Source organism: Anaerotruncus sp. 80, assembly GCF_009936115.1.
Classification (GTDB): Bacteria; Bacillota; Clostridia; order Peptostreptococcales; family Anaerovoracaceae; genus Senimuribacter; species Senimuribacter intestinalis.
Genome location: NZ_QWES01000025.1, coordinates 15,324 through 35,419 on the forward strand (window position 1 = coordinate 15,324; position 20,096 = coordinate 35,419).

A 20,096-nucleotide genomic window follows, 5' to 3' on the forward strand; every position below is an offset into this window, starting at 1 on the left:
AAAAAACTGGATATGATAACTTTTGTATTTTTCTTTGACATTGATGTCGATAGGGCATATAATAATGAGGAAATTGAAAATGAAAAGACAAGAGGGTTAGTATGGAAAAAGCAGTTAAAATAATTGGAATGATGAAATGGCTTGGCCTTCCGCTCGGATATATTATGCTCTTTGCGACCAGGGAAAGCTTTGGAGACATAGCGGGTATTTGCTTGGGTACCATTGCGGCAGTGTCTTTTTGGATACTCATGCAAAAGGAACAGTCCAGGATTATTGGGCAGACTATTGCGAGAGAAATCAAAGAGGCAATTTCCACAGCGGGAAATGTAGACAGTTTTATTGAGATTAAGAGAATGCGCGGCGGTATTATTGCGCGAGTTTATTTAATCAATGCGAAGGAAAGAGCGATGGCAATTCACAGCGCTATTGCAAGACGTATTGAGCAGTGTGATTTGAAGAAGTACCTATGGGTTATGCAAATGACAGATATGCCGGAGGCTGCTTCTCTTCGCGAAATGCAAAAGAAACTCAACGAACAGCTTATCGATGAACTGCTAAGAAGACGCAAAGGAGATAGAGACTAGGATGGATTTACTGATTGGCTTTATCGTATTTATTGGAGCGATGGTCTGGTGTATCATTACGGGGTACACCATGGTAATTGCTCTTTTTATTGGGCTGATTGCTTTTACGATTGTAGGAAAAAGGAAGGGCTTTGCTCTTAGCGAAATCGCTAAGATGGGAGCGGATGGTTTGAAGGATGCGCTGATAGTTATTGAGATTATGTTTATCATCGGCTTTATTACGGCGGTCTGGCGTTCAGCAGGAACTATTTCCTTTTTTGTTTATTATGGAATTAAGATGATTACGCCGGCGATTTTTTTGATTATCACCTTTGCATTGTGCTGTCTGCTTTCCTATGCTTTGGGCACATCTTTTGGCGTGGCAGGCACGGTTGGCGTCATTTTTATTGCTTTGGCAAGGGCGGGCGGTGTCGACGAGTTTTTGACTGCTGGAGCGGTGATGAGCGGTATTTACTTTGGGGACAGAGGTTCTCCTGTATCGTCCAGTGCAATTCTGGTGGCTACCATCACGGAAACGGAGTTGCTTGCTAATGTAAAGAGGATGGCAAAGACCGCATGGATGCCGCTGGTTCTAACTTTGGGGATTTATAGCGTGCTTTCCTTTACAAATCCGATTCAGACAGTGGATCAAAGCTTTTTACATAATCTGGAAAGTGAATTTAGCCTTTCCATATGGGCTGTAGTGCCGGCGCTTTGTATGTTGGTACTGCCACTTTTGAAGGTTCCAGTCATTTATGCTATGCTTGTCAGTATTGCAAGCGGCAGTGTGGTCAGTCTGTTTTGTGAGGATATGTCTTTGCAGACTCTGCTTCACACGTTGATTTTTGGATATACCGGCGAAGGCGGCCTTGGAAAAATATTAGATGGCGGTGGCATGCTTTCCATGATAGAGATTGTGTGTATCGTGTCGCTTTCCAGTACCTATTCGGGTATCTTTACGGGAACGGACATGCTGGGTGTGCTGCAGGAGAAAATTCTCTTCGTTGCAAAGAAAATTGGAAGATTTCCTACTATGGTGCTGATTTCTTATGGCTTTCTTGGGATTTTCTGCAATCAAACTATCGCATCGATGATGTGCTGCGATTTTTTGAAGAAACCATATGAGGTGCTTTCTGCAACAAAAGAAGAACTTGCCATCGACCTTGAAAATTCGGTGATTTTGCTGGCGGGGACTGTTCCATGGGCGATTGCCTGTACCGTACCTCTTGGATTTATGCAGGTGGGGATTGGAGCAATTACCTTTAGCTTTTATTTGTATCTGGTGCCGATTTGTTATGGAATCCAGAAAAAAGTATCAAATCCTTTCACAAAAGAATAAACTGGATATTATACGTGAAAGGAGATGAACCTATGAATCTTGCAATCGTAGGAACCGGTACTATGGGGCGTATTGTCAGAGATATGGCACTGCAGAATCCTGGTATCGATAAGGTGTATAATATTGAACCTGCATTGGGAGAGAGACTAGAGGATATTAAAGAACCAGATGTTGTCATTGATTTTAGTCACCCTGGTGCTTTGGATGGAATTTACCGTTATATTGAAGAGCGACAAGGTCGTGTTGGTGCAGTTTTTGCAACAACAGGCTATACAGAGGAAGAAGAGGAGAAAATTCGGCGTTTGGCAGAATCTGCGCCGATTATTAAAAGTTCCAACTTTTCTTATGGCATCAATTCTTTAAAAAAGATTGTAGGCTATGCGGTGCCGCTTTTGTCGGACTGTTCCGATATGGAGATCATCGAGAAACATCACAATCAGAAAGTGGATTCGCCCAGCGGCACGGCGCTTGCGCTAGCTAAGGTCTGCGATCCCTTGGGAGAACGGGAACGCAAATACGGTCGCTGCGGCGAGGAGAAGAGAAGAAACGAAATAGGTATTCACAGCGTTCGCGGCGGTACAATTTTTGGAGAACATACCGTTATTTTTGCTATGAAAGACGAAGTGATAGAGATTAAACATACTGCTTTTTCAAAAACGATTTTTGCCAAAGGTGCTATTGAAGCGGCACAGTGGCTGACAGGCAGAAAGCCGGGTCTGTATTTTATCGAAGAGGTATTCTATTGACTTTCGATGAGATTTGTGGTAGAACATAGGTTGTGACAAAATCCGTGAGATGAGAGGAAACTATGGAAATTGAACTGAAATATGCGGTAAAAGATGAGGAAGTCATTAAAAAAATTTTGCATGACCCTTATCTGGAAAGCATTAAAGATAAGGATACAGAAGAAGAACTTGAAATGCATGCAGTATATTTCGATACTGAAGATAGAAGGCTTTTCAGGGAAGGAATCGCTTTTCGCGTTAGAAAAGAAGGAAGCAAGCTGATTGCGACATTGAAATGGAACGGTTCCAGTGATGAAGGTATGCACAAGAGAGAAGAAATCAACGTGCCGGTAGATGATGAGTCTAAGCTGACTATACCGGATATTCAGATTTTCGATCAGAGCGAGATGTGTCAGGTGCTGGTAGATTTGGTTGGAAAGAGAACTCTGGTTCCATTGATGGATATATACTTTGTGCGCAGACAGGTGAGAATTGATACTGGAAGATCTATCAGCGAGCTTTCCATCGATGTAGGTAAGATTATTTGTGGAGAAAACACTGCACCGATTTCTGAAATGGAAATTGAGCTTTATTCCGGTGATGAAGAGGATATGATTGCTTTGGGACAAAGAATTTCTGCAAAATATGATCTTTTGGCGGAAGATAGAAGCAAATATAAGAGAGGATTAGACCTCATTTAAAGAAAAATGACTGTTTTTAGCAGTCATTTTTGTTAGAATCCTTTACTTTATGCGCCAAAAAGTGTATAATAATATGCATTCTATGTTCAGAATTGAATGTAGAGCTAATGAACTTGCTATAATTTTAGGAGGATATATATCAATGAAAACAACTTTTATTTCCAAAGAGAATAACCAGGTAAAGTTTACTATGGATTTTACTGCGGAAGAATTTGAGGCTGCAGTCGTTAAGGCTTATCAGGCATCTAAAAATCAGTTTATGATAGATGGTTTCAGAAAGGGCAAAGCGCCTAGAAGTATCATCGAGAAGCACTATGGCGAAGGCGTATTCTTTGAGGATGCAATTAACAACATGTTCCAGGAAAACTATCCAGAAGCGATCCGTGAGCTGCAGCTGGAAGTCATCGACAGTCCTGCTGCTGAATTTTCCGAAATCGGAAAAGGAAAGCCGCTCACTATCACTATTACTGTAGCAGTATATCCAGTAGTAGATGTAAAAGATTATCTGGGTGTAGAGGTAGAAGAAGTCATTCAGACTGTTGCAGCAGAAGATGTGGATAGAGAAATCGAAATGCTGCAGAAGAGAAACGCAAGAATGGTCGTAGCTGAAAGACCCGTTGAAGATGGTGACACTGTAATTTTAGATTACTCTGGCTTTGTAGGCGAAGAACAGTTTGAAGGCGGCACTGCAGAAAGACAGGAACTGAAGATTGGCTCCGGTATGTTTATTCCGGGATTTGAAGAACAGCTGGTTGGCGTTAACGCAGGAGAGGACAAGGATGTAACAGTAACGTTCCCTGAAGAGTATCACGCGCCTGATCTTGCAGGAAAAGAAGCAGTCTTCCACTGCCATATCCACGAAATCAAAGTGGAAGAACTTCCTGAGCTTGATGATGAATTCGCAAAAGATGTCAGTGAATATGACACTTTGGATGAATTAAAGAAAGCAACTGAGGAAAGACTACAGACAAACGCTGATGCAATGGCTCTGAACGCTGCAAAAGACGCTGTCATCGAAAAAGTTTACGAAGCAAACAAACCGGAAGTGCCGGCTGTTATGGTAGAGGACGAAATCGACAGAATGGCGCAGGAACTGGATCACCAGCTGAGATATCAGGGACTTTCTTTAGAACAGTATCTGCAGTTCTTACAGAAAGAGCCTAAGGATTTCAGAGAAGAATTGAGAGAAGACGCAGCTAAGAAGGTTGGAACCAGATTAGTTCTGATGTCTATCGTTGAAGCCGAAAAGGTAGAAGTTTCCGAAGAAGAAATGGAAACTGAACTGAAAGACATGGCTAACGCATACAATGTAGATGTAGCGCAGATCAGAGAGATGATCGGCACTGACAACCTGACCTTCTTCAAAAAGGACATCCAGTTGAAGAAAGTAATCGACATGCTGTATGACAAGGCAAAAGTAAACAAGGTTGAGAAGAAAGCTGAAGAAGCTTAAAATATAAACAAACAGAAATAAGGGGGACACAAAAGAATGGCTTTAGTACCATATGTAATTGAACAGACTGGTAGAGGAGAGCGCTCTTACGACATTTATTCAAGACTGTTAAAGGACAGAATTATTTTTCTGGCAGATGAGATTAACGACCAAATCGCCAGTCTGGTGGTAGCACAGCTGCTGTTCTTAGAAGCAGAGGACCCTGAGAAAGATATTTGTATTTACATTAATAGCCCCGGCGGTTCTATAACCGCCGGCATGGCTATTTATGACACCATGCAGTATATTAAATGCGATGTTTCCACCATTTGTGTGGGTCTTGCAGCCAGCATGGGTGCATTCCTTCTGTCCTCAGGGAAAAAAGGTAAGAGATTTGCGCTTCCTAATGCGGAGGTGATGATTCATCAGCCGCTGGGCGGAGCAAAAGGGCAGGCTTCTGATATCAAGATTCATGCTGATTGGATTTTGAAGACAAGGGAGAAACTTAACAGAATTCTCAGCGAGAATACAGGTCAGGATTTAGCTATCATTGAAAGAGATACCGACAGAGACAACTTTATGAGTGCAGAGGACGCTGCCTCCTATGGATTGATTGATAAAGTAATTTCATCCAAATAAATAAGTAGAGGGGGATATTTATGTCAGAAATATTTGGCGAAAAAAAAGAAGCGAGATGTTCTTTTTGCGGAAAGCCGCAGAGCCAGGTCAGACGTCTTGTGGCAGGACCGGGTCTTTATATATGTGATGAATGCGTAGATATGTGTCTGGGCATTATAGAACAAGCTGAGCGTGAGGAACAGATGACGACGCCAGTCAAGCACGTGGGATATCAGCTGCCAAAACCAAAAGAAATCTTTGATACCCTGTCTGATTATGTCATTGGACAGGATTCTGCAAAGAAGACTCTGGCCGTAGCAGTATACAATCATTATAAGAGAATTAACAGAACTGACGATACAGATAGGGATGTTGACCTGCAGAAGAGCAATATCGTCATGATAGGACCGACAGGTTCTGGTAAGACACTGCTTGCCCAGACATTGGCAAAGCTACTAAATGTACCTTTTGCCATTGCTGATGCAACAGCATTGACGGAAGCTGGATATGTTGGTGAAGATGTAGAAAACATCCTGCTTCGCCTGTTGCAGGCGGCAGATTTTGATATAGAAAAGGCTCAAAAGGGCATTATTTATGTTGACGAAATTGATAAGATTGCCAGAAAATCAGACAATCCGTCTATTACTAGAGATGTCAGCGGCGAGGGCGTGCAGCAGGCGTTGTTGAAAATTCTGGAAGGTACTGTTGCTAATGTACCGCCTCAGGGTGGACGTAAGCATCCGCATCAGGAGTTTATTCAGTTTGATACCAGTAACGTACTTTTTATCTGTGGCGGCGCTTTTGACGGTCTCAGCAATATTATTCAGCGAAGAATGGGCGAGCGAGTCATTGGGTTTAATCAAACGACGACTTCTGTAAAAAAGGAAGACAGCAAGCTGCTTTCTGAAATTCAGCCAGAGGATCTTTTGAAATTCGGCTTGATTCCGGAGTTTATTGGAAGACTGCCTGTGCTGGTTGCTTTGCAGGAGTTGGACGAGGAAGCTCTCGTACGGATTATGCGTGAACCTAAGAACGCACTGATTAAGCAGTACAAGAAGCTATTTGAAATGGATCAGGTAGAACTGGAAATTGAAGATGCGGCTGTCAGTGCAATTGCCAGGAAAGCAATCGAGAGAAAAACTGGCGCAAGAGGTCTGCGCAGCATTTTTGAGAAAGCGATGAATGATATCATGTTTGAAATTCCTTCAAGAGATGATATCGTAAAGTGTATCATAACCAAGGAGACCATCGAAAACGGTCAGGCACCGACGCTGATTGTTGACGAAAATAAAGATGCGAATAGCGAGGCTGACGCCTCATAAAACAGGCGGCGACGGCCGCCTTTCGTATAGTGATACGACTAGCTCAGCCAATCATATTGACTCTTGGGAACTGGTCGTAGAGTGCCACGTGCTAAAGCACTGCACTCCTGACAGGGGACCTACTACAATTCGCTTCGCTGATTGAGTTAGGTCTCCCAAAGCATAAGGTTCGTTTAACCAATCACTTGCGTTCTAGGAACGAACCATTATACGACTAGCGTCTAGCCAATCGCATTTGCTCTTGGGACGCTAAAGCATAAGGTTCGTTTAACCAATCACTTGCGTTCTAGGAACGAACCATTATACGACTAGCGTCTAGCCAATCGCATTTGCTCTTGGGAACTGGTCGTAGAGTGCCACGTGCTAAAGCACTGCACTCCTGACAGGGGACCTACTACAATTCGCTTCGCTTATTGAGTTAGGTCTCCCAAAGCATAAGGTTCGTTTAACCAATCACTTGCGTTCTAGGAACGAACCATTAGGAGGAAACAGATGATAGAAGAAAACAAAGTGATTTTCCCTTGTATTCCGCTTAGGGGTGTATCTATTTTTCCAAATACTGTAATTCATTTCGATGTGGGAAGGGAAAAGTCCATTCATGCACTAGAAAAGGCAATGGCGGATGATAAACTGCTCTTTGTATCAACACAGAAAGATGATAATGTCTTGATTCCTACATTTGACGATATTTATACCCTCGGTACGATTGTCAGAATCAAACAGATGCTGAAAATTCAGGGTGATGCTGTCAGAGTGCTGGTGGAAGGCGTCTGCAGAGCACAGCTGATACAGCCTCTTGAGGAAGAAGACTTCATGTCCTGTACGGTAAAGCAGATTGCAGAAGAACTTGATCTGCAGCAGATGTCGCCGGAAGATAAAGCGGCAATGAAAATACTGACGGAGGCATTTATTGAGTATGCAGCTTTGACCGGTCAGGTCAGTGATGATCTGGTTGATAAGGCGATTTCCAGTGAGAATCCTATCGTTGTAGCAGATAAAATTGCAAACGAACTTTTGATTCGCACAAGCCGTAAACAGAAAGTACTGGAGACCATGGATTTCTCAGAGAGAATCCGGGTGCTGACTACAATCATTGCTGAGGAAAATGAAATAGCAGTAATTGAAAAAGAACTTTCTAAGAAAGTAAAGGAAAATATCGACCACAATCAGAAAGAGTACTTCCTCAGAGAAAAGATGAAGGCGATTCAAGAAGAACTGGGCGTCAACGAGGACGCAGGTTTGGAAGCCGCAGACTGGCTGAAAGAACTGGAGGAGCTGCATCTGTCTGAAAAGGTTGAAGAAAAAATTAAAAAAGAAATTAACAAGTTTTCCAAGATGATGCCGTCTTCTGCTGAGGCAACGGTAATCAGAAACTATGTGGAGACTATTTTGGCGTTACCTTGGAATAAAGCATCTAAGGTAAATGTAAACTTGAAAAAGGCTGAAAAAATTCTCAATGAAGATCACTATGGGCTGGACAAGGTGAAAGAAAGAGTGCTGGAGTATCTGGCTGTTATTCATTTGTCCAAAGCAATAAAAGGACCGATCCTGTGCCTTGTGGGACCTCCGGGAGTAGGAAAAACTTCTATTGCAAGGTCCATTGCAAAGGCATCCGGCAGAGAATTTGTCAGAATGTCCCTGGGCGGTGTGCGCGATGAAGCTGAGATTAGAGGCCACAGAAGAACCTATATCGGTGCAATTCCGGGCAGAGTGATTTCCTGCCTGAAAGACGCAGGTACTAACAATCCGGTATTCCTTTTCGACGAAGTAGACAAAATCGGTGCTGATTTTAAAGGTGATCCGGCGTCTGCGCTGCTTGAAGTGCTGGATCCGGAACAGAACAACACTTTTACAGATCATTTCCTGGAAGTACCTTTTGATCTTTCTAAGGTTATGTTTATTACGACGGCAAATTCAACCGATACTATTCCAAGACCGCTTCTTGACAGAATGGAAATCGTAGAAGTACCTGGCTACACCGAGGAAGAAAAGGTAAAGATTGCTCAGAGATATCTGATTCCAAAGAAGGTGAAGGAACACGGACTGAAGAAGGATAACATCAAAATTTCCGAGAAAGCGGTCCACGATTTGATTAACTACTACACCAGAGAGTCCGGTGTCAGAAATCTGGAACGGGAGGTTGCAAACCTCTGTCGAAAGGTTGCCCGTAAGATTGTCTCTGCAAAGGCAAAATCCTACAGCATTACGCCGTCCAATCTGGAAAAGTATCTGGGAAAACACAGATTCCACTTCGATATGGTAGAAGGTGAGAATCAGGTAGGTGTTACCACGGGACTTGCGTGGACTGCAGTAGGAGGCGATACCCTGCAGATTGAAACCACTGCAGTTGCCGGCAGCGGCAAGCTGGTTCTGACCGGTCAGTTGGGCGATGTGATGCAGGAATCCGCAAAGGCAGGTATCAGTTATATTCGCTCTGTTGCAGATGAGCTGGGCATTGAAGAAGATTTTTACAAGAAATACGATTTGCACGTCCATGTGCCGGAAGGAGCAGTGCCGAAGGACGGTCCGTCTGCAGGTGTAACTATGTGCACCGCAGTCATTTCCACTTTGACGGGCATACCGGTGAGAAGAGACGTTGCTATGACCGGTGAGGTGACCCTTCGCGGAAAAGTTCTTCCGGTTGGCGGTATTAGAGAAAAGGTGCTGGCGGCGCATAGAGCAGGCATTAAGAAAGTGCTGCTTCCAAAGGATAATGCACCGGACATTGATGAAATTCCAAATACCGTTCGCAGAAAGATGGAATTTGTACTAATCGATCATGTAAGCAGTGCGCTTTCTGAAGCACTGGTAAAATAAAGCAGGTAAATCATGAGAATTATTAAATCAGATTTGGATACTGTGGCGGTAAAGCCGAGCCAGTATCCGCCGGACAACATGCCGGAGATTGCCTTTGCAGGGCGATCTAACGTGGGCAAGTCTTCTCTTTTGAATCTGCTGACGAACAGGAAGAAGCTGGCGAGAGTCAGCGGGAGCCCGGGTAAAACGAGAACCATCAACTTTTACATTGTCAACGACGCATTCAGAATTGTGGATTTGCCGGGCTACGGCTATGCGAAGGTTTCCAAGAGCACGACCGAAAACTGGGGCGACATGATGGAAACCTATTTTAAAAACAGAGATGGACTGCGGAAGGTGGTGCAGCTTGTCGATATCAGACATAAACCAAGCGCTCAAGATGTGCAGATGTATGAATATTTGCGCCACTATGGGCTTGATGGTATTGTAGTTGCGACCAAGGCAGACAAGGTATCTAGAAACGAAATGCAGAAGAATATTGCTCTAATTCGTAAAACGCTGCAGCTGTCTAAAGAAGATAGGGTTATTGCAGTTTCGGCGCTGAAAAAGACAGGCTATGAAGAACTGCTTTGCGAAATAGAGAAGATTCTGGAGGAAGAAGATGCAGTTTATCACGATTAGAGTTTTGCTGCGAAGAATTGCGGCCATTACAAGCCTTCTGCGAGACAAAACTGTTCCGCTGAGAAAAAAGGCTCTGGTAATTTTCGGTATTGTATATTTGATCACACCGATTGATATTATTCCGGCAGTTCTGTTTCCTTTTGCTCTTTTAGACGATTTGATTCTGTGGATTTATATCCTTTGGACTCTAAAAGATGAACTGGATGCCTACTGGCTGGGAGAAAAAACTGAAGATTTATCTAAAAAATTTCGTGACAAAACAATCGTTGAGGGTGTAGAATTTGATGTAGAAGATAAGGAGTAAAACATGGCAGTAAAGGAAATCAAAGGGAAGATACTTTTTACCCAGGAAGACATTTGGAAAAGAGCAAAAGAATTGGGTGAGCAGATCACCTGTGATTATGCAGGTAAAGAGCTGATTCTGATTGGAACTTTACGCGGTGCAGTTCCGTGGATGGCAGATATTATGAAACATATCGATTTGGATCTTGAAATTGACTTTGTATCGGCATCCAGTTATGGAAGCGGAACCATCAGCAGCGGTGAAGTGAAAATTAAAAAAGATATTGAACTTGAGATTTCCGGAAAAGAAGTACTGATCATTGAAGATATTATCGACACTGGCAATACCCTGAAGGCGCTTAAAGACTATTTCTACATCAAAAAGCCAAACAGTGTAAAAATCTGCACGCTTTTGGACAAACCGTCCAGAAGAACTGCAGATGTTAAAGGGGACTATATTGGGTTTGAGGTGCCTGACCTGTTTATTGTAGGATACGGTCTGGACTTTGATCAAAAGTATCGAAATCTTCCATATATCAGTTATTTGGAAGAGTAACATAAATTGTTTATAATAATTTTTACATAAAAAGGAGATATATAAAAATGGGTTACAAAGTAAATATTGGTTTATCCAACAAACATGTACACTTAAGTCAGAAGGATTTAGACGTTCTCTTTGGAAAAGGACATCAGCTGACTCCTACCAAAGATTTGGTACAGCCGGGTCAGTTCGCTTCTGAAGAGAAGGTTGATATTGTAGGACCTAAGAAGACTTTAACAGGAATTAGAGTGCTGGGACCAGTTCGTCCAGAAACACAGGTCGAACTGGCATTGACTGATGCAAGAACCATCGGTATCAAGGCGCCGGTCAGAGAATCCGGTAAATTGGAAGGAACACCAGGATGTAAGCTGGTTGGACCTTGTGGTGAAGTTGAACTTGATCACGGTGTAATCGCAGCGCTCAGACACGTACACTTAAACGACGCGCAGGCAGAAGAAGCAGGCGTAAAGGACGGCGACTGGGTCAGCATCAAAATCGAAGGCGAAAGAGGTCTGATCTTTGATAACGTACTGGTTAGAGCTGGCGCAAAACACGAGAAAGAAGTTCATCTTGACACAGATGAAGGAAATGCAGCAGGCTGCGGACCTGATGCAGTGTGTGAAATCATTAAATAACACAATAAGAAGCAAAACAGGGATAGGCAAACAGGTGTCTATCCCCGCTTTTCATGTAGGCTAGGAGTCAAAATGCACAAATTTAATTATTTATGTTCCATGATTTTAGCGGTACTGCTACCGCTGATGATTGTGATTTTAACTTCAAATCTGGTACTTCGCGTATCGGAAATTTACGTATTTCATTTCAATGACAGTCAAGTTATTAGAGAAATTCCCTATAATGTGACGGAACGGGATATGGCGGCAGGCATATCTTCCTATTGGTCTTCTTTTAGCGGAGAATCTTTTCAGGTATATGAGGATAACGGCGTCTACCAGGATCCAATCTTTGATAAGACGGAGCAGAGGATTATGGGACGAGTAAAGACGGTTCTCAATATTGAGCTTGCCTTTGGACTGTTTTGTTTTGCGATTGCGTTAGCTGTGTATATCTATTTGTGGAAAAACGACTTTAGGGAGGCACTTAGAAACAGGTATCGAACGGGGGCCGTGCTCAGCGCACTACTGTTAATAGGACAGGGCGTATGCTGGTACAGCAAGGGATTTCGACTGTGGACTTACAATTTTCTGGTTGGAATTGAGCTGCCGAAAGAATCGACAACGCTGGTAACGATTTTGGGAGATCCCTTTTTTAAAACGTATGTAATTTTTGCGTCCATTTTTGGCGCAGCGATTTTGGCCCTTTTGACGTATATCAACTATCATTTGACAAAGCCGGAACGGATATTTTATTGACGGAAGATGGACTTTGAAAGGAAAGGCGGAAGAAAGAATTATGGTTTATGTATTTTTAGCAACCGGCTTTGAAGAAGTGGAAGCTCTGACTGCAGTAGATTTACTGCGTCGTGCGGATATTCAGGTAAAAACGGTTTCTATTATGGAAGATAAATTGGTTTACGGTTCTCATGGAATTGGCGTAGAAGCGGACATCCTTTTTAAGGAAGGACTGTACGACAGATGCGCGATGCTGATTTTGCCGGGCGGTATGCCGGGAACGATAAATCTGTGCAATCACGGGGAACTGAACGAGGAACTAAAGCTTTTTTATGAAGCGGGAAAGCCAATTGCGGCAATCTGTGCGGCGCCGATGGTGCTGGGACGAGCAGGTCTTCTTTCCGGACACGAAGCCACGATTTATGATGGTATGGAGGAAGAACTTGCCGGTGCTGTTGTGCGCAGCGACAGGGTCGTTGTTTCAAAAAATATCATTACCTCCAAGGGGCCCGGCACGGCGATGGATTTTGCTCTTTCGCTGGTTGCTTATCTGAAAGGTGCGGAAGCTGCGAGGGAAACTTCTGCGGAGCTTTTGTACAAGTAATAGAGGTGAGAGATGAACTATAAGGTTGATTATCATATGCATTCCTGGTTTTCGGACGGCACCATGAAGCCGACGGAGCTTGTGAAAATGTACAAGGGAAGAGATTACGATGTGATTGCCCTAACGGACCACGACGGCGTGGACGGCGTATATGAGGCGGTTATCGCAGGAGAAGCGCTGGAACTAAAGGTGATACCGGGCATTGAAATCGGCAGTAGCTATGATTTTGAAGGGCAGGAAATAGAACTGCACATCCTTGGCTATCATATTGATACGGAAAACGCGGCGCTGAAAGCATGTATCGAGAAGTTGAGGATATCCCGCAGGGATCGCAACGAAAGACTGCTTGCGCACCTGCAGGGTTTAGGGTATGATCTTGTGTACGAGGATTTAATCGAGCGTCCCGGACAAGACTACATCGGCAAGCCTAATTTTGCCAGAGTCCTGAAACGGAAGGGCTGCGCGCCGGAAAACATGTGGGATTTGTTTGATGAAGTGCCGCGGGAGCGGATTAGCGCCTATGAGGCCATCGATATCATCAAAGAGGCTGGCGGCATGGCGGTTTTGGCGCATCCTCTGAAGACAAAGAAAATCGGCGATTCGAGCAGTGAAGTATTTTGGAAGAATCTGGACCTCATTGTGGCGGATTTGAAAAAGCATGGTTTAAAGGGTATGGAATGCTATCATCCTTCTGCTAGTCATGAGCAGGCGTTGAAGCTGGTAGTCATGGCAGGCCAATATCACCTGCATATTACCGAGGGCTCGGATTTTCATGGAGATGAGGAATAAAATTTATTATAAAGTGAAGACACTTTCGGGTTGAAAGTCCCGAGGTGTCTTTTTGTTTTAAATTCAGCTAAAATCTTATAGCTTTTGTACACAATTTCAAATTCCAAAAAAACTATTCAAAAACCGGGCGGAACGTATTATAATAGTAATAATTGGATATACAAGAATAGGGGGTCTCACCTTTCTTGCGTCTGACCATGAGAGAAGAGGAGAGAAATATGGTTATGGATTTCATGAAAAAGCCCATCGCTGCAGCGATTCGTACAGAGAAAGATTTCAGTAAGGCTCTGCGCTCAGATGTGGATATGGTGTTTTTACTTCATTCCAACATTATGACAGTAAATCAGTGTGTAAAGGAAATACATAGTGCAGGAAAAAAGGCATTTATCCATGTGGATTTTGCAGAAGGAATCGGAAAGGATAGAGCAGGACTTGAGTTTTTGGCAAAACAGGGGGTGGATGGCGTGCTGACCACCAGAACCAACATTGTCAAGTTGGCAAAAGAGTTCGACCTGATTACAGTACAGCGTTTCTTTATGGTAGATTCTCATTCGGTGGGAACATCGGTTGAATCCATCAAGATATCAAAACCTGATATCATAGAAATCATGCCGGGGATTATCACCAAGAAGATCCGGGAATTTTCGGAGAAGGTCGATATGCCCATCATTGCAGGAGGGATCGTTGAAACCATGGAAGAAGTCAGGGCTGCACTTGCGGCAGGCGCCACCGTCGTTTCTACTGGAGAGGCGCAGCTTTGGACTACGAAGGTATAGCTGAAAGCGAGGGAACATATGAAAATTAAATTTTGTGGAGCGTCTTCGGGCGTGACAGGATCTTGCCATTTGTTAACAACAGCAAATCATAAGGTACTGCTTGACTGCGGGCAGTTTCAAGGGGGAAAAGCACAGGAGGCGCTGAACTACGAGCCGTTTCCTTTTGATCCAAAAGAGATAGAGTGTGTCATTTTAAGCCATGCTCATATCGATCACTGCGGCAGGATTCCGCTTCTTGTTAAACGAGGATTTACAGGAAAAATCTACTGCACCGATGCGACAGCAGATCTTCTTGATGTCATGCTTAAGGACAGCGGTTTTATTCATGAAAAGGATGCGGAATGGAAAAGCAAGCGGGCAGCCCGTGCGGGAAAACCGCCGGTAGAGCCGCTTTATACCTATGATGATGCGTTGAAGGCCTTGGAGTATGTGGAGCCAATACTCTATGATCAGCAGATTAAGATTAACGATCATATGAAAATCGTCTTTAATGATGCCGGACATATTTTGGGCTCGGCAATTACAGAAATCTGGGTTTGCGAGGACAGTAAGGAGTCTAAAATTGTCTTTTCTGGTGACCTTGGCATGGTGAACCGTCCCATTTTGAAGGATCCGACCATCATTAAAAAAGCGGATTACGTGATTATGGAAACGACCTACGGTAATAGAAATCACCCGGCAAACATCACCAGTATTAAAGAACTTCTCGATATCGTGCTGAACACAACGAGAAGAGGTGGTACGGTGGTGATTCCATCCTTTGCAGTAGGCAGAACTCAGGAACTAGTTTACGAATTTAACAAGTTTTATGAAGAACATAGCGAATATAAGGATGAACTGGATCAGTTGATGGTCTATGTGGATAGTCCGATGGCGACCACAGCTACAGAGGTTTTCCGAAAGAATGCACAAGTGTTTGATGACGAAACCAGAGACTATATTTTGCGTGGGGATAATCCGCTGGACTTTAAGAACCTGAAATTTACAAGAAGTACGGCAGAGTCTCAGGCGCTGAACTTGGACCGAAATCCTAAAATTATTATTTCTGCCAGCGGGATGTGTGAGGCGGGCAGGATTCGTCATCACCTGAAGCATAATTTATGGGATGCAAGATCCAGCGTAATCTTTGTGGGTTATCAGGCAGAAGGCACGCTGGGAAAACTGCTGGTAGAAGGAGTTAAAGATATCGTTCTCTTTGGCGAAGAAGTTCATGTTAATGCTGAGATTTATAACTTGGAAGGATTCTCTGGTCATGCCGATCAGAATGGCCTTTTCTCCTGGCTTGCAGGCTTTAGACAGAAGCCGAAACAGATATTTTTGGTACACGGTGAAGAAGATTCCAAGAAAGATTTTGGCAAACTGATTCACGATAAACTGGGCTATGAACCCGTGGTGGTGCTGGGAAATTCAGAATTTGAACTGGACATGAATACTGCACAGATACTCAACTATGAGCAGGCAGAGCAAGAAGCAGTGGAAGATGAGGAAATTCAGGCAGTCAGACGGAAAATTTCAGATATTCATAGTGGAATTGAAAGCATTTTATACAATACAGACCTGGCAATGGGAAGAAATATTTCCCAGGAAAAATTGGTAAAGATTAATAATATTGTCCAGGAACTTGCAAAGGCGACAATGGTGCTGGGTTCTGCTGTGACCGAAGAGGATCGCTCAAGAGAAGAACCTGTTGTAGATCCGAAATAAAGCATAGCAGAGAGCTTAGTTCATAGAAGAAAGGTTTGCAGAAAATAGATGAAGAATGTAATCGTAATAGGAATTGCAGGCGGTACCGGATCAGGAAAGAGCACGCTGATTCACAAGATTAAAGAACAGTTCAGTGATGAGATCACCATTCTCAGTCATGATTTTTACTATAAAGCCCATGATGATATGACCTATGAAGAGCGGTGCCAGCTGAATTACGACCATCCGGACGCATTTGATACAGATATGATGGTTGATCATGTGAAAATGCTGAAACAGTGGAAAAAAATTGAGAGACCAGTGTATGATTTTACTATTCATAACAGGGTAGCTGAAACTGTGCCGGTTACTCCTTCTAAAGTCGTCGTAGTGGAAGGTATTTTAATCTTTGAAAATCAGGCGCTTTTAGATCTTTGTGATATTAAAGTTTTCGTAGATACCGATGCAGATGTGCGGATCATCAGAAGGATTCTGCGCGATGTGAAGGAGCGGGGAAGAACACTGGATTCAGTGGTAGCTCAGTATCTGACGACAGTAAAGCTGATGCATGAGCAGTTTGTAGAGCCGAGTAAGAAAAAAGCGGATATTATTGTTCCAGAAGGAGGATTCAATGTGGTGGCGCTGGATATGCTCAATCACAGAATCCGGGCGTTATTGCAGGAGGAAGATAAAGTATGAACGATCTGAAGCTGGCTTTATTGGGCTTTGGAAATGCCGGACAGGCATTTGTAAAGATGCTTTCAGAGAAACTTCCGGAGATTCAAAGGATTTATGGCAGAAGTGTAAAGGTTACCGCCATTGCAACAGCCTCCAAGGGAACGATTATCGATGCAGGTGGTATTGATCTTTTAAAGGTCTGTGCAGATATAGAGCATTTTGGAAAGTTTGCAGATGATACACCTGGACTTTGTCATAAGGATGCGCTGGCGGTTATTGAGGAAGCGGACTGTGATGTAGTGTGTGAGCTGACGCCGCTGGAGATTTTTACAGGACAGCCTGCTATCGATCATATTAAAATGGCTTTTGCATGTGGTAAGCATGTGATTACGGCTAATAAAGGACCGGTTGCATGGGCTTTTGACGAGTTGAAATCGCTGGCAAAAGAGAACGGCCTGTGCTTTTTCTATGAAACGACGGTAATGGATGGAACACCAGTATTTAATCTGGTGGAGCATACACTGAAATTCTGTCAGGTGACAGAGGTTTCCGGAATTCTAAACAGTACCACTAATTATATTTTGGAGGGACTGGCACAGGGAAAGCCTTACGATGATGTTATTGTTGCGGGCAAGAAAAAAGGATTTATTGAAGCAAATCCGGCTATGGATATCGAGGGATATGATGCAGCAGCAAAGATTACGGCGCTTTTAAATGTTCTGATGGATGCAGGGCTTACACCTTCGGAGGTAGATCGGACCGGAATTGAGAATATTACTGTTTCCGATATCAAAGAAGCGGCTTCACGGGGAAGGGTCATTAAACTTCTTTGCAGAGGCTGGCGGAAAGACGGCAGGGTGTATGCCAGCGTAAAACCGGTGGAGGTTGAGATGCAGGATATGCTTGCAACTATCGACAGTACTACTTCCGTGATATCGATTACAACAGATTTGATGGGTAAACTGTCTGTGATTGAGCATGCACCTGAAATCGAGCAGACTGCATACGGTATTTTCGGTGATGTGATAAGGGTATTGGATACAGAGAAATAAACAAAAAAGGATGCGATTGATTTGAAAGAAAAGATTACAGAAAAGAAATGGTTCCTGTATGCACTGGTGCCTGTTTGTGCGCTGATGTGGGGAATGTCTTATTTAGGTACATCGGTTACATTAAATCATCTGGAAGTGATGGAACTTTTAGCACTTCGCTGGACAGTATCAACTGTGGTATTTCTGGTTTTGATTGCACTTCGCATAGTGAAGGTGAAATTTAAAGGGAAAAATATTAAGCTGTTGATATTGGTTGGAATTTTACAGCCCTGTATTTATGCAACGTTTGAAACGCTGGGGGTAAAATATACCAGTACATCGGAATCTTCAATCTTCATTGCGACGATTCCATTGATGGTTCTCCTTATCAGTGCAATTGTCTTGCATCAGAAAACCAGTAAGAAAATTATTGGTGCTATTATTCTGGCTTTCGTCGGTGTGGTTGTTTGCGTATATTTTTCACCGGAGTTTTCTGTAGGTGGAAAAGGAATCGGTTACCTATTCCTTCTGGCAGCGATTATTTCTGGTGCGCTGTATTCTCTTAGCAGCAGCAAAGCTTCGGAAGAGTTCGACGCACTGGAGGTTACTTTTTCTATTTCTGTTATGGGCGCAATCTGTTTTAATGCAATTAGTTTTGCTATGGGCAATGGTGTACGCGGATATGCACTTTGCTTAAACGATATGACTGTCTTAGGTGGCGTATTGTTTCTTGGTATTTGCTGTTCTTGTCTGAGCTATTTGATTTTTAACTACGTCCTTGGAAAGCTGCCGGCAACAATCGGCACCAATTTAGTTGCTAATTCAGTCACTGCAGTAGGTGTGCTGTCGGGTTGTCTTTTTGCAGGCGATCCTTTTGGCTGGTATACTGTTGTGGGGGTAGCCCTGACCATTACAGGCGTGTGTCTTGCTTCTACAGGTAATCCGGATTAGAAAACAATTTATCAATTTTATATGGTAAGACACTTTGTCAGTTTTTGATGCAGGGTGTCTTTTTCTTTGTCATTTTTGATGGAAATGTATTGACATAATCTGTAAATTATGGTAAAAAATAAGCAGAGGTTTCGGAAAGAGGTGATTATGTCAAGAGAATGGCAACAGACAAAGTATAAGGAGTATGTTATGCCTGATGCAGTGTATTATCAGAGCGTTTGGGCAGTCAGAGATTTGGAGAGAATGGAAAACAGATTGGCAGAGCTTGAACAGGAGGAAATAGCCGGAGGCAGAAGTATTGTCAGTGATAGAACAAGCAATTTTGTTTTATATCGTCCGACGGAAGAAAAAGCTGTAGAGAGGGCTGTGCTGCGAGAAAGGATTCGCGGCATTCATGCGGCGCTGAGCATGGTGCCAGAGGAATATCGTTCGTTTATTCTGAGCAATCTGATTCTCAAAAATACCGGAAAGGCATTTCCGAACAAACTGTGGAGATACTGGAAACAGAGGTTTCTGTATACGGTCGCAAAGAATTTATCTATGATGTAAGATGTTTTGGAAAAAAATTTAAAAAATGTTAAAAAAAGTATTGTAAGGGGAGAAAAAATGTGCTATTATGATATTACGGATAGATAGAGGTGAATGGAAATAGACCGAGGGCCGCCCATAGGGCGGTCCTTTTTCTATCCTTTTTTATTTTGAAAAGAAAGGAGGTTTCCTTTGGACAGAGGAAAACGAATCATCGGTATCGTGCTTATTGCGGTTAGCATAGCAGCGCTGGTTACCTGGGAAAAGTGGGGCAAAGCGCAGTTTCTTTACGATGAGGTGCTAGTGTGCAGTAAGAATGTGGCAAAAGGCACCATTTTGCGAGAGGATATGTTTCAGACTGTGAAGATGAAAGTATCAGAAAAAGATTTTATAACACCGGGGGAGAAGAATTCGCTGGTTGGAAAAGAGGCGGCAGCCTTTATTCATAAAGGTCTGCCCCTGTTTCAGGAATATTTTATTCAGGTAGAACTTGTGTCCGGCGCAAAAGAAGGAAAATACGTTTTGACAGTACCCGAAGAGTGGCTTTATGCATTACCTTCATCACTTCGACGAGGAGACGATGCGTATTTTTTTCTTGGCAGCGGACTTGTAACATCTGCACCGGTGCGCCTTGTCGATAAAGAGAATCACAGTGTAGAAATTGTAGTCACTGATAAACAGGCGCAGCAGCTGTCTAAAGCGGCAGAAAGCGGGGAAAAGATGATACTGGTATATCATTAGAA

The 20,096-nt window shown here is 43.2% G+C and carries 22 protein-coding genes; all 22 read left to right on the forward strand.

Features of this window, described 5'->3' with window-relative positions; genetic code table 11:
• The first annotated feature begins 101 nt into the window (after positions 1 to 101).
• The 22 genes from D1155_RS12520 (at position 102) to D1155_RS12625 (ending at position 20,094) form a co-directional block, all read left to right on the forward strand.
• Positions 102 to 584: a hypothetical protein gene (locus tag D1155_RS12520; protein ID WP_160202750.1), complete on the forward strand. Its 483-nt coding sequence runs from the start codon at positions 102 to 104 to the stop codon at positions 582 to 584.
• Between the two features lies 1 nt (position 585).
• Positions 586 to 1,902, forward strand: a complete 1,317-nt coding sequence (locus tag D1155_RS12525) for a Na+/H+ antiporter NhaC family protein (RefSeq protein WP_160202751.1) — start codon at positions 586 to 588, stop codon at positions 1,900 to 1,902.
• 32 nt (positions 1,903 to 1,934) lie between these two features.
• Positions 1,935 to 2,648, forward strand: a complete 714-nt coding sequence (dapB, locus tag D1155_RS12530; protein WP_160202752.1) for a 4-hydroxy-tetrahydrodipicolinate reductase — start codon at positions 1,935 to 1,937, stop codon at positions 2,646 to 2,648.
• Positions 2,649 to 2,710: 62 nt separating this feature from the next.
• The gene (locus D1155_RS12535; protein ID WP_160202753.1) at positions 2,711 to 3,328 is read left to right on the forward strand and encodes a CYTH domain-containing protein; all 618 of its coding nucleotides are present in this window, start codon (positions 2,711 to 2,713) and stop codon (positions 3,326 to 3,328) included.
• 142 nt (positions 3,329 to 3,470) lie between these two features.
• The gene (gene tig, locus D1155_RS12540; protein ID WP_160202754.1) at positions 3,471 to 4,781 is read left to right on the forward strand and encodes a trigger factor; all 1,311 of its coding nucleotides are present in this window, start codon (positions 3,471 to 3,473) and stop codon (positions 4,779 to 4,781) included.
• A 36-nt stretch (positions 4,782 to 4,817) separates the two neighbouring features.
• Entirely contained in the window at positions 4,818 to 5,399 is a 582-nt protein-coding gene (gene clpP / locus D1155_RS12545) for an ATP-dependent Clp endopeptidase proteolytic subunit ClpP (RefSeq protein WP_160202755.1), read from the forward strand.
• 20 nt (positions 5,400 to 5,419) lie between these two features.
• Complete coding sequence (gene clpX / locus D1155_RS12550) at positions 5,420 to 6,700, forward strand: ATP-dependent Clp protease ATP-binding subunit ClpX (protein WP_160202756.1); 1,281 nt, start codon at positions 5,420 to 5,422, stop codon at positions 6,698 to 6,700.
• A gap of 492 nt (positions 6,701 to 7,192) precedes the next feature.
• Positions 7,193 to 9,517, forward strand: a complete 2,325-nt coding sequence (gene lon, locus D1155_RS12555) for an endopeptidase La (protein ID WP_160202757.1) — start codon at positions 7,193 to 7,195, stop codon at positions 9,515 to 9,517.
• Between the two features lie 12 nt (positions 9,518 to 9,529).
• Entirely contained in the window at positions 9,530 to 10,138 is a 609-nt protein-coding gene (gene yihA, locus D1155_RS12560) for a ribosome biogenesis GTP-binding protein YihA/YsxC (RefSeq protein WP_160202758.1), read from the forward strand.
• Positions 10,119 to 10,442 carry a DUF1232 domain-containing protein gene (locus tag D1155_RS12565; RefSeq protein WP_160202759.1) on the forward strand — a complete coding sequence of 108 codons (324 nt, stop codon included), beginning with the start codon at positions 10,119 to 10,121 and terminating at the stop codon, positions 10,440 to 10,442. Before yihA ends, D1155_RS12565 begins: the two co-directional genes overlap by 20 nt.
• A gap of 3 nt (positions 10,443 to 10,445) precedes the next feature.
• On the forward strand, positions 10,446 to 10,976 hold the full coding sequence (gene hpt / locus D1155_RS12570; RefSeq protein ID WP_160202760.1) for a hypoxanthine phosphoribosyltransferase: 531 nt from the start codon (positions 10,446 to 10,448) through the stop codon (positions 10,974 to 10,976).
• A 47-nt stretch (positions 10,977 to 11,023) separates the two neighbouring features.
• Complete coding sequence (locus D1155_RS12575) at positions 11,024 to 11,596, forward strand: phosphate propanoyltransferase (protein WP_160202761.1); 573 nt, start codon at positions 11,024 to 11,026, stop codon at positions 11,594 to 11,596.
• A gap of 72 nt (positions 11,597 to 11,668) precedes the next feature.
• Positions 11,669 to 12,334 (forward strand): DUF1461 domain-containing protein, encoded by a 666-nt coding sequence (locus D1155_RS12580; RefSeq protein ID WP_160202762.1) that lies wholly within the window; start codon positions 11,669 to 11,671, stop codon positions 12,332 to 12,334.
• Positions 12,335 to 12,374: 40 nt separating this feature from the next.
• Entirely contained in the window at positions 12,375 to 12,917 is a 543-nt protein-coding gene (locus D1155_RS12585) for a DJ-1 family glyoxalase III (RefSeq protein ID WP_160202763.1), read from the forward strand.
• Between the two features lie 12 nt (positions 12,918 to 12,929).
• A complete protein-coding gene (locus tag D1155_RS12590; protein WP_160202764.1) occupies positions 12,930 to 13,706 on the forward strand; it encodes a PHP domain-containing protein in 777 nt (258 codons plus the stop codon).
• Between the two features lie 224 nt (positions 13,707 to 13,930).
• The gene (locus D1155_RS12595) at positions 13,931 to 14,482 is read left to right on the forward strand and encodes a glycerol-3-phosphate responsive antiterminator (protein WP_161909316.1); all 552 of its coding nucleotides are present in this window, start codon (positions 13,931 to 13,933) and stop codon (positions 14,480 to 14,482) included.
• 18 nt (positions 14,483 to 14,500) lie between these two features.
• Positions 14,501 to 16,186, forward strand: a complete 1,686-nt coding sequence (locus D1155_RS12600) for an MBL fold metallo-hydrolase (protein WP_160202766.1) — start codon at positions 14,501 to 14,503, stop codon at positions 16,184 to 16,186.
• A gap of 48 nt (positions 16,187 to 16,234) precedes the next feature.
• Complete coding sequence (udk, locus tag D1155_RS12605) at positions 16,235 to 16,864, forward strand: uridine kinase (protein WP_160202767.1); 630 nt, start codon at positions 16,235 to 16,237, stop codon at positions 16,862 to 16,864.
• A complete protein-coding gene (locus tag D1155_RS12610; RefSeq protein ID WP_160202768.1) occupies positions 16,861 to 17,895 on the forward strand; it encodes a hypothetical protein in 1,035 nt (344 codons plus the stop codon). Before udk ends, D1155_RS12610 begins: the two co-directional genes overlap by 4 nt.
• Before the next feature lie 21 nt (positions 17,896 to 17,916).
• Positions 17,917 to 18,825 (forward strand): DMT family transporter, encoded by a 909-nt coding sequence (locus D1155_RS12615; RefSeq protein WP_160202769.1) that lies wholly within the window; start codon positions 17,917 to 17,919, stop codon positions 18,823 to 18,825.
• A gap of 147 nt (positions 18,826 to 18,972) precedes the next feature.
• On the forward strand, positions 18,973 to 19,374 hold the full coding sequence (locus tag D1155_RS12620; RefSeq protein ID WP_160202770.1) for a hypothetical protein: 402 nt from the start codon (positions 18,973 to 18,975) through the stop codon (positions 19,372 to 19,374).
• Positions 19,375 to 19,545: 171 nt separating this feature from the next.
• The gene (locus D1155_RS12625) at positions 19,546 to 20,094 is read left to right on the forward strand and encodes an SAF domain-containing protein (protein ID WP_160202771.1); all 549 of its coding nucleotides are present in this window, start codon (positions 19,546 to 19,548) and stop codon (positions 20,092 to 20,094) included.
• The last annotated feature ends 2 nt before the right edge of the window (positions 20,095 to 20,096 follow it).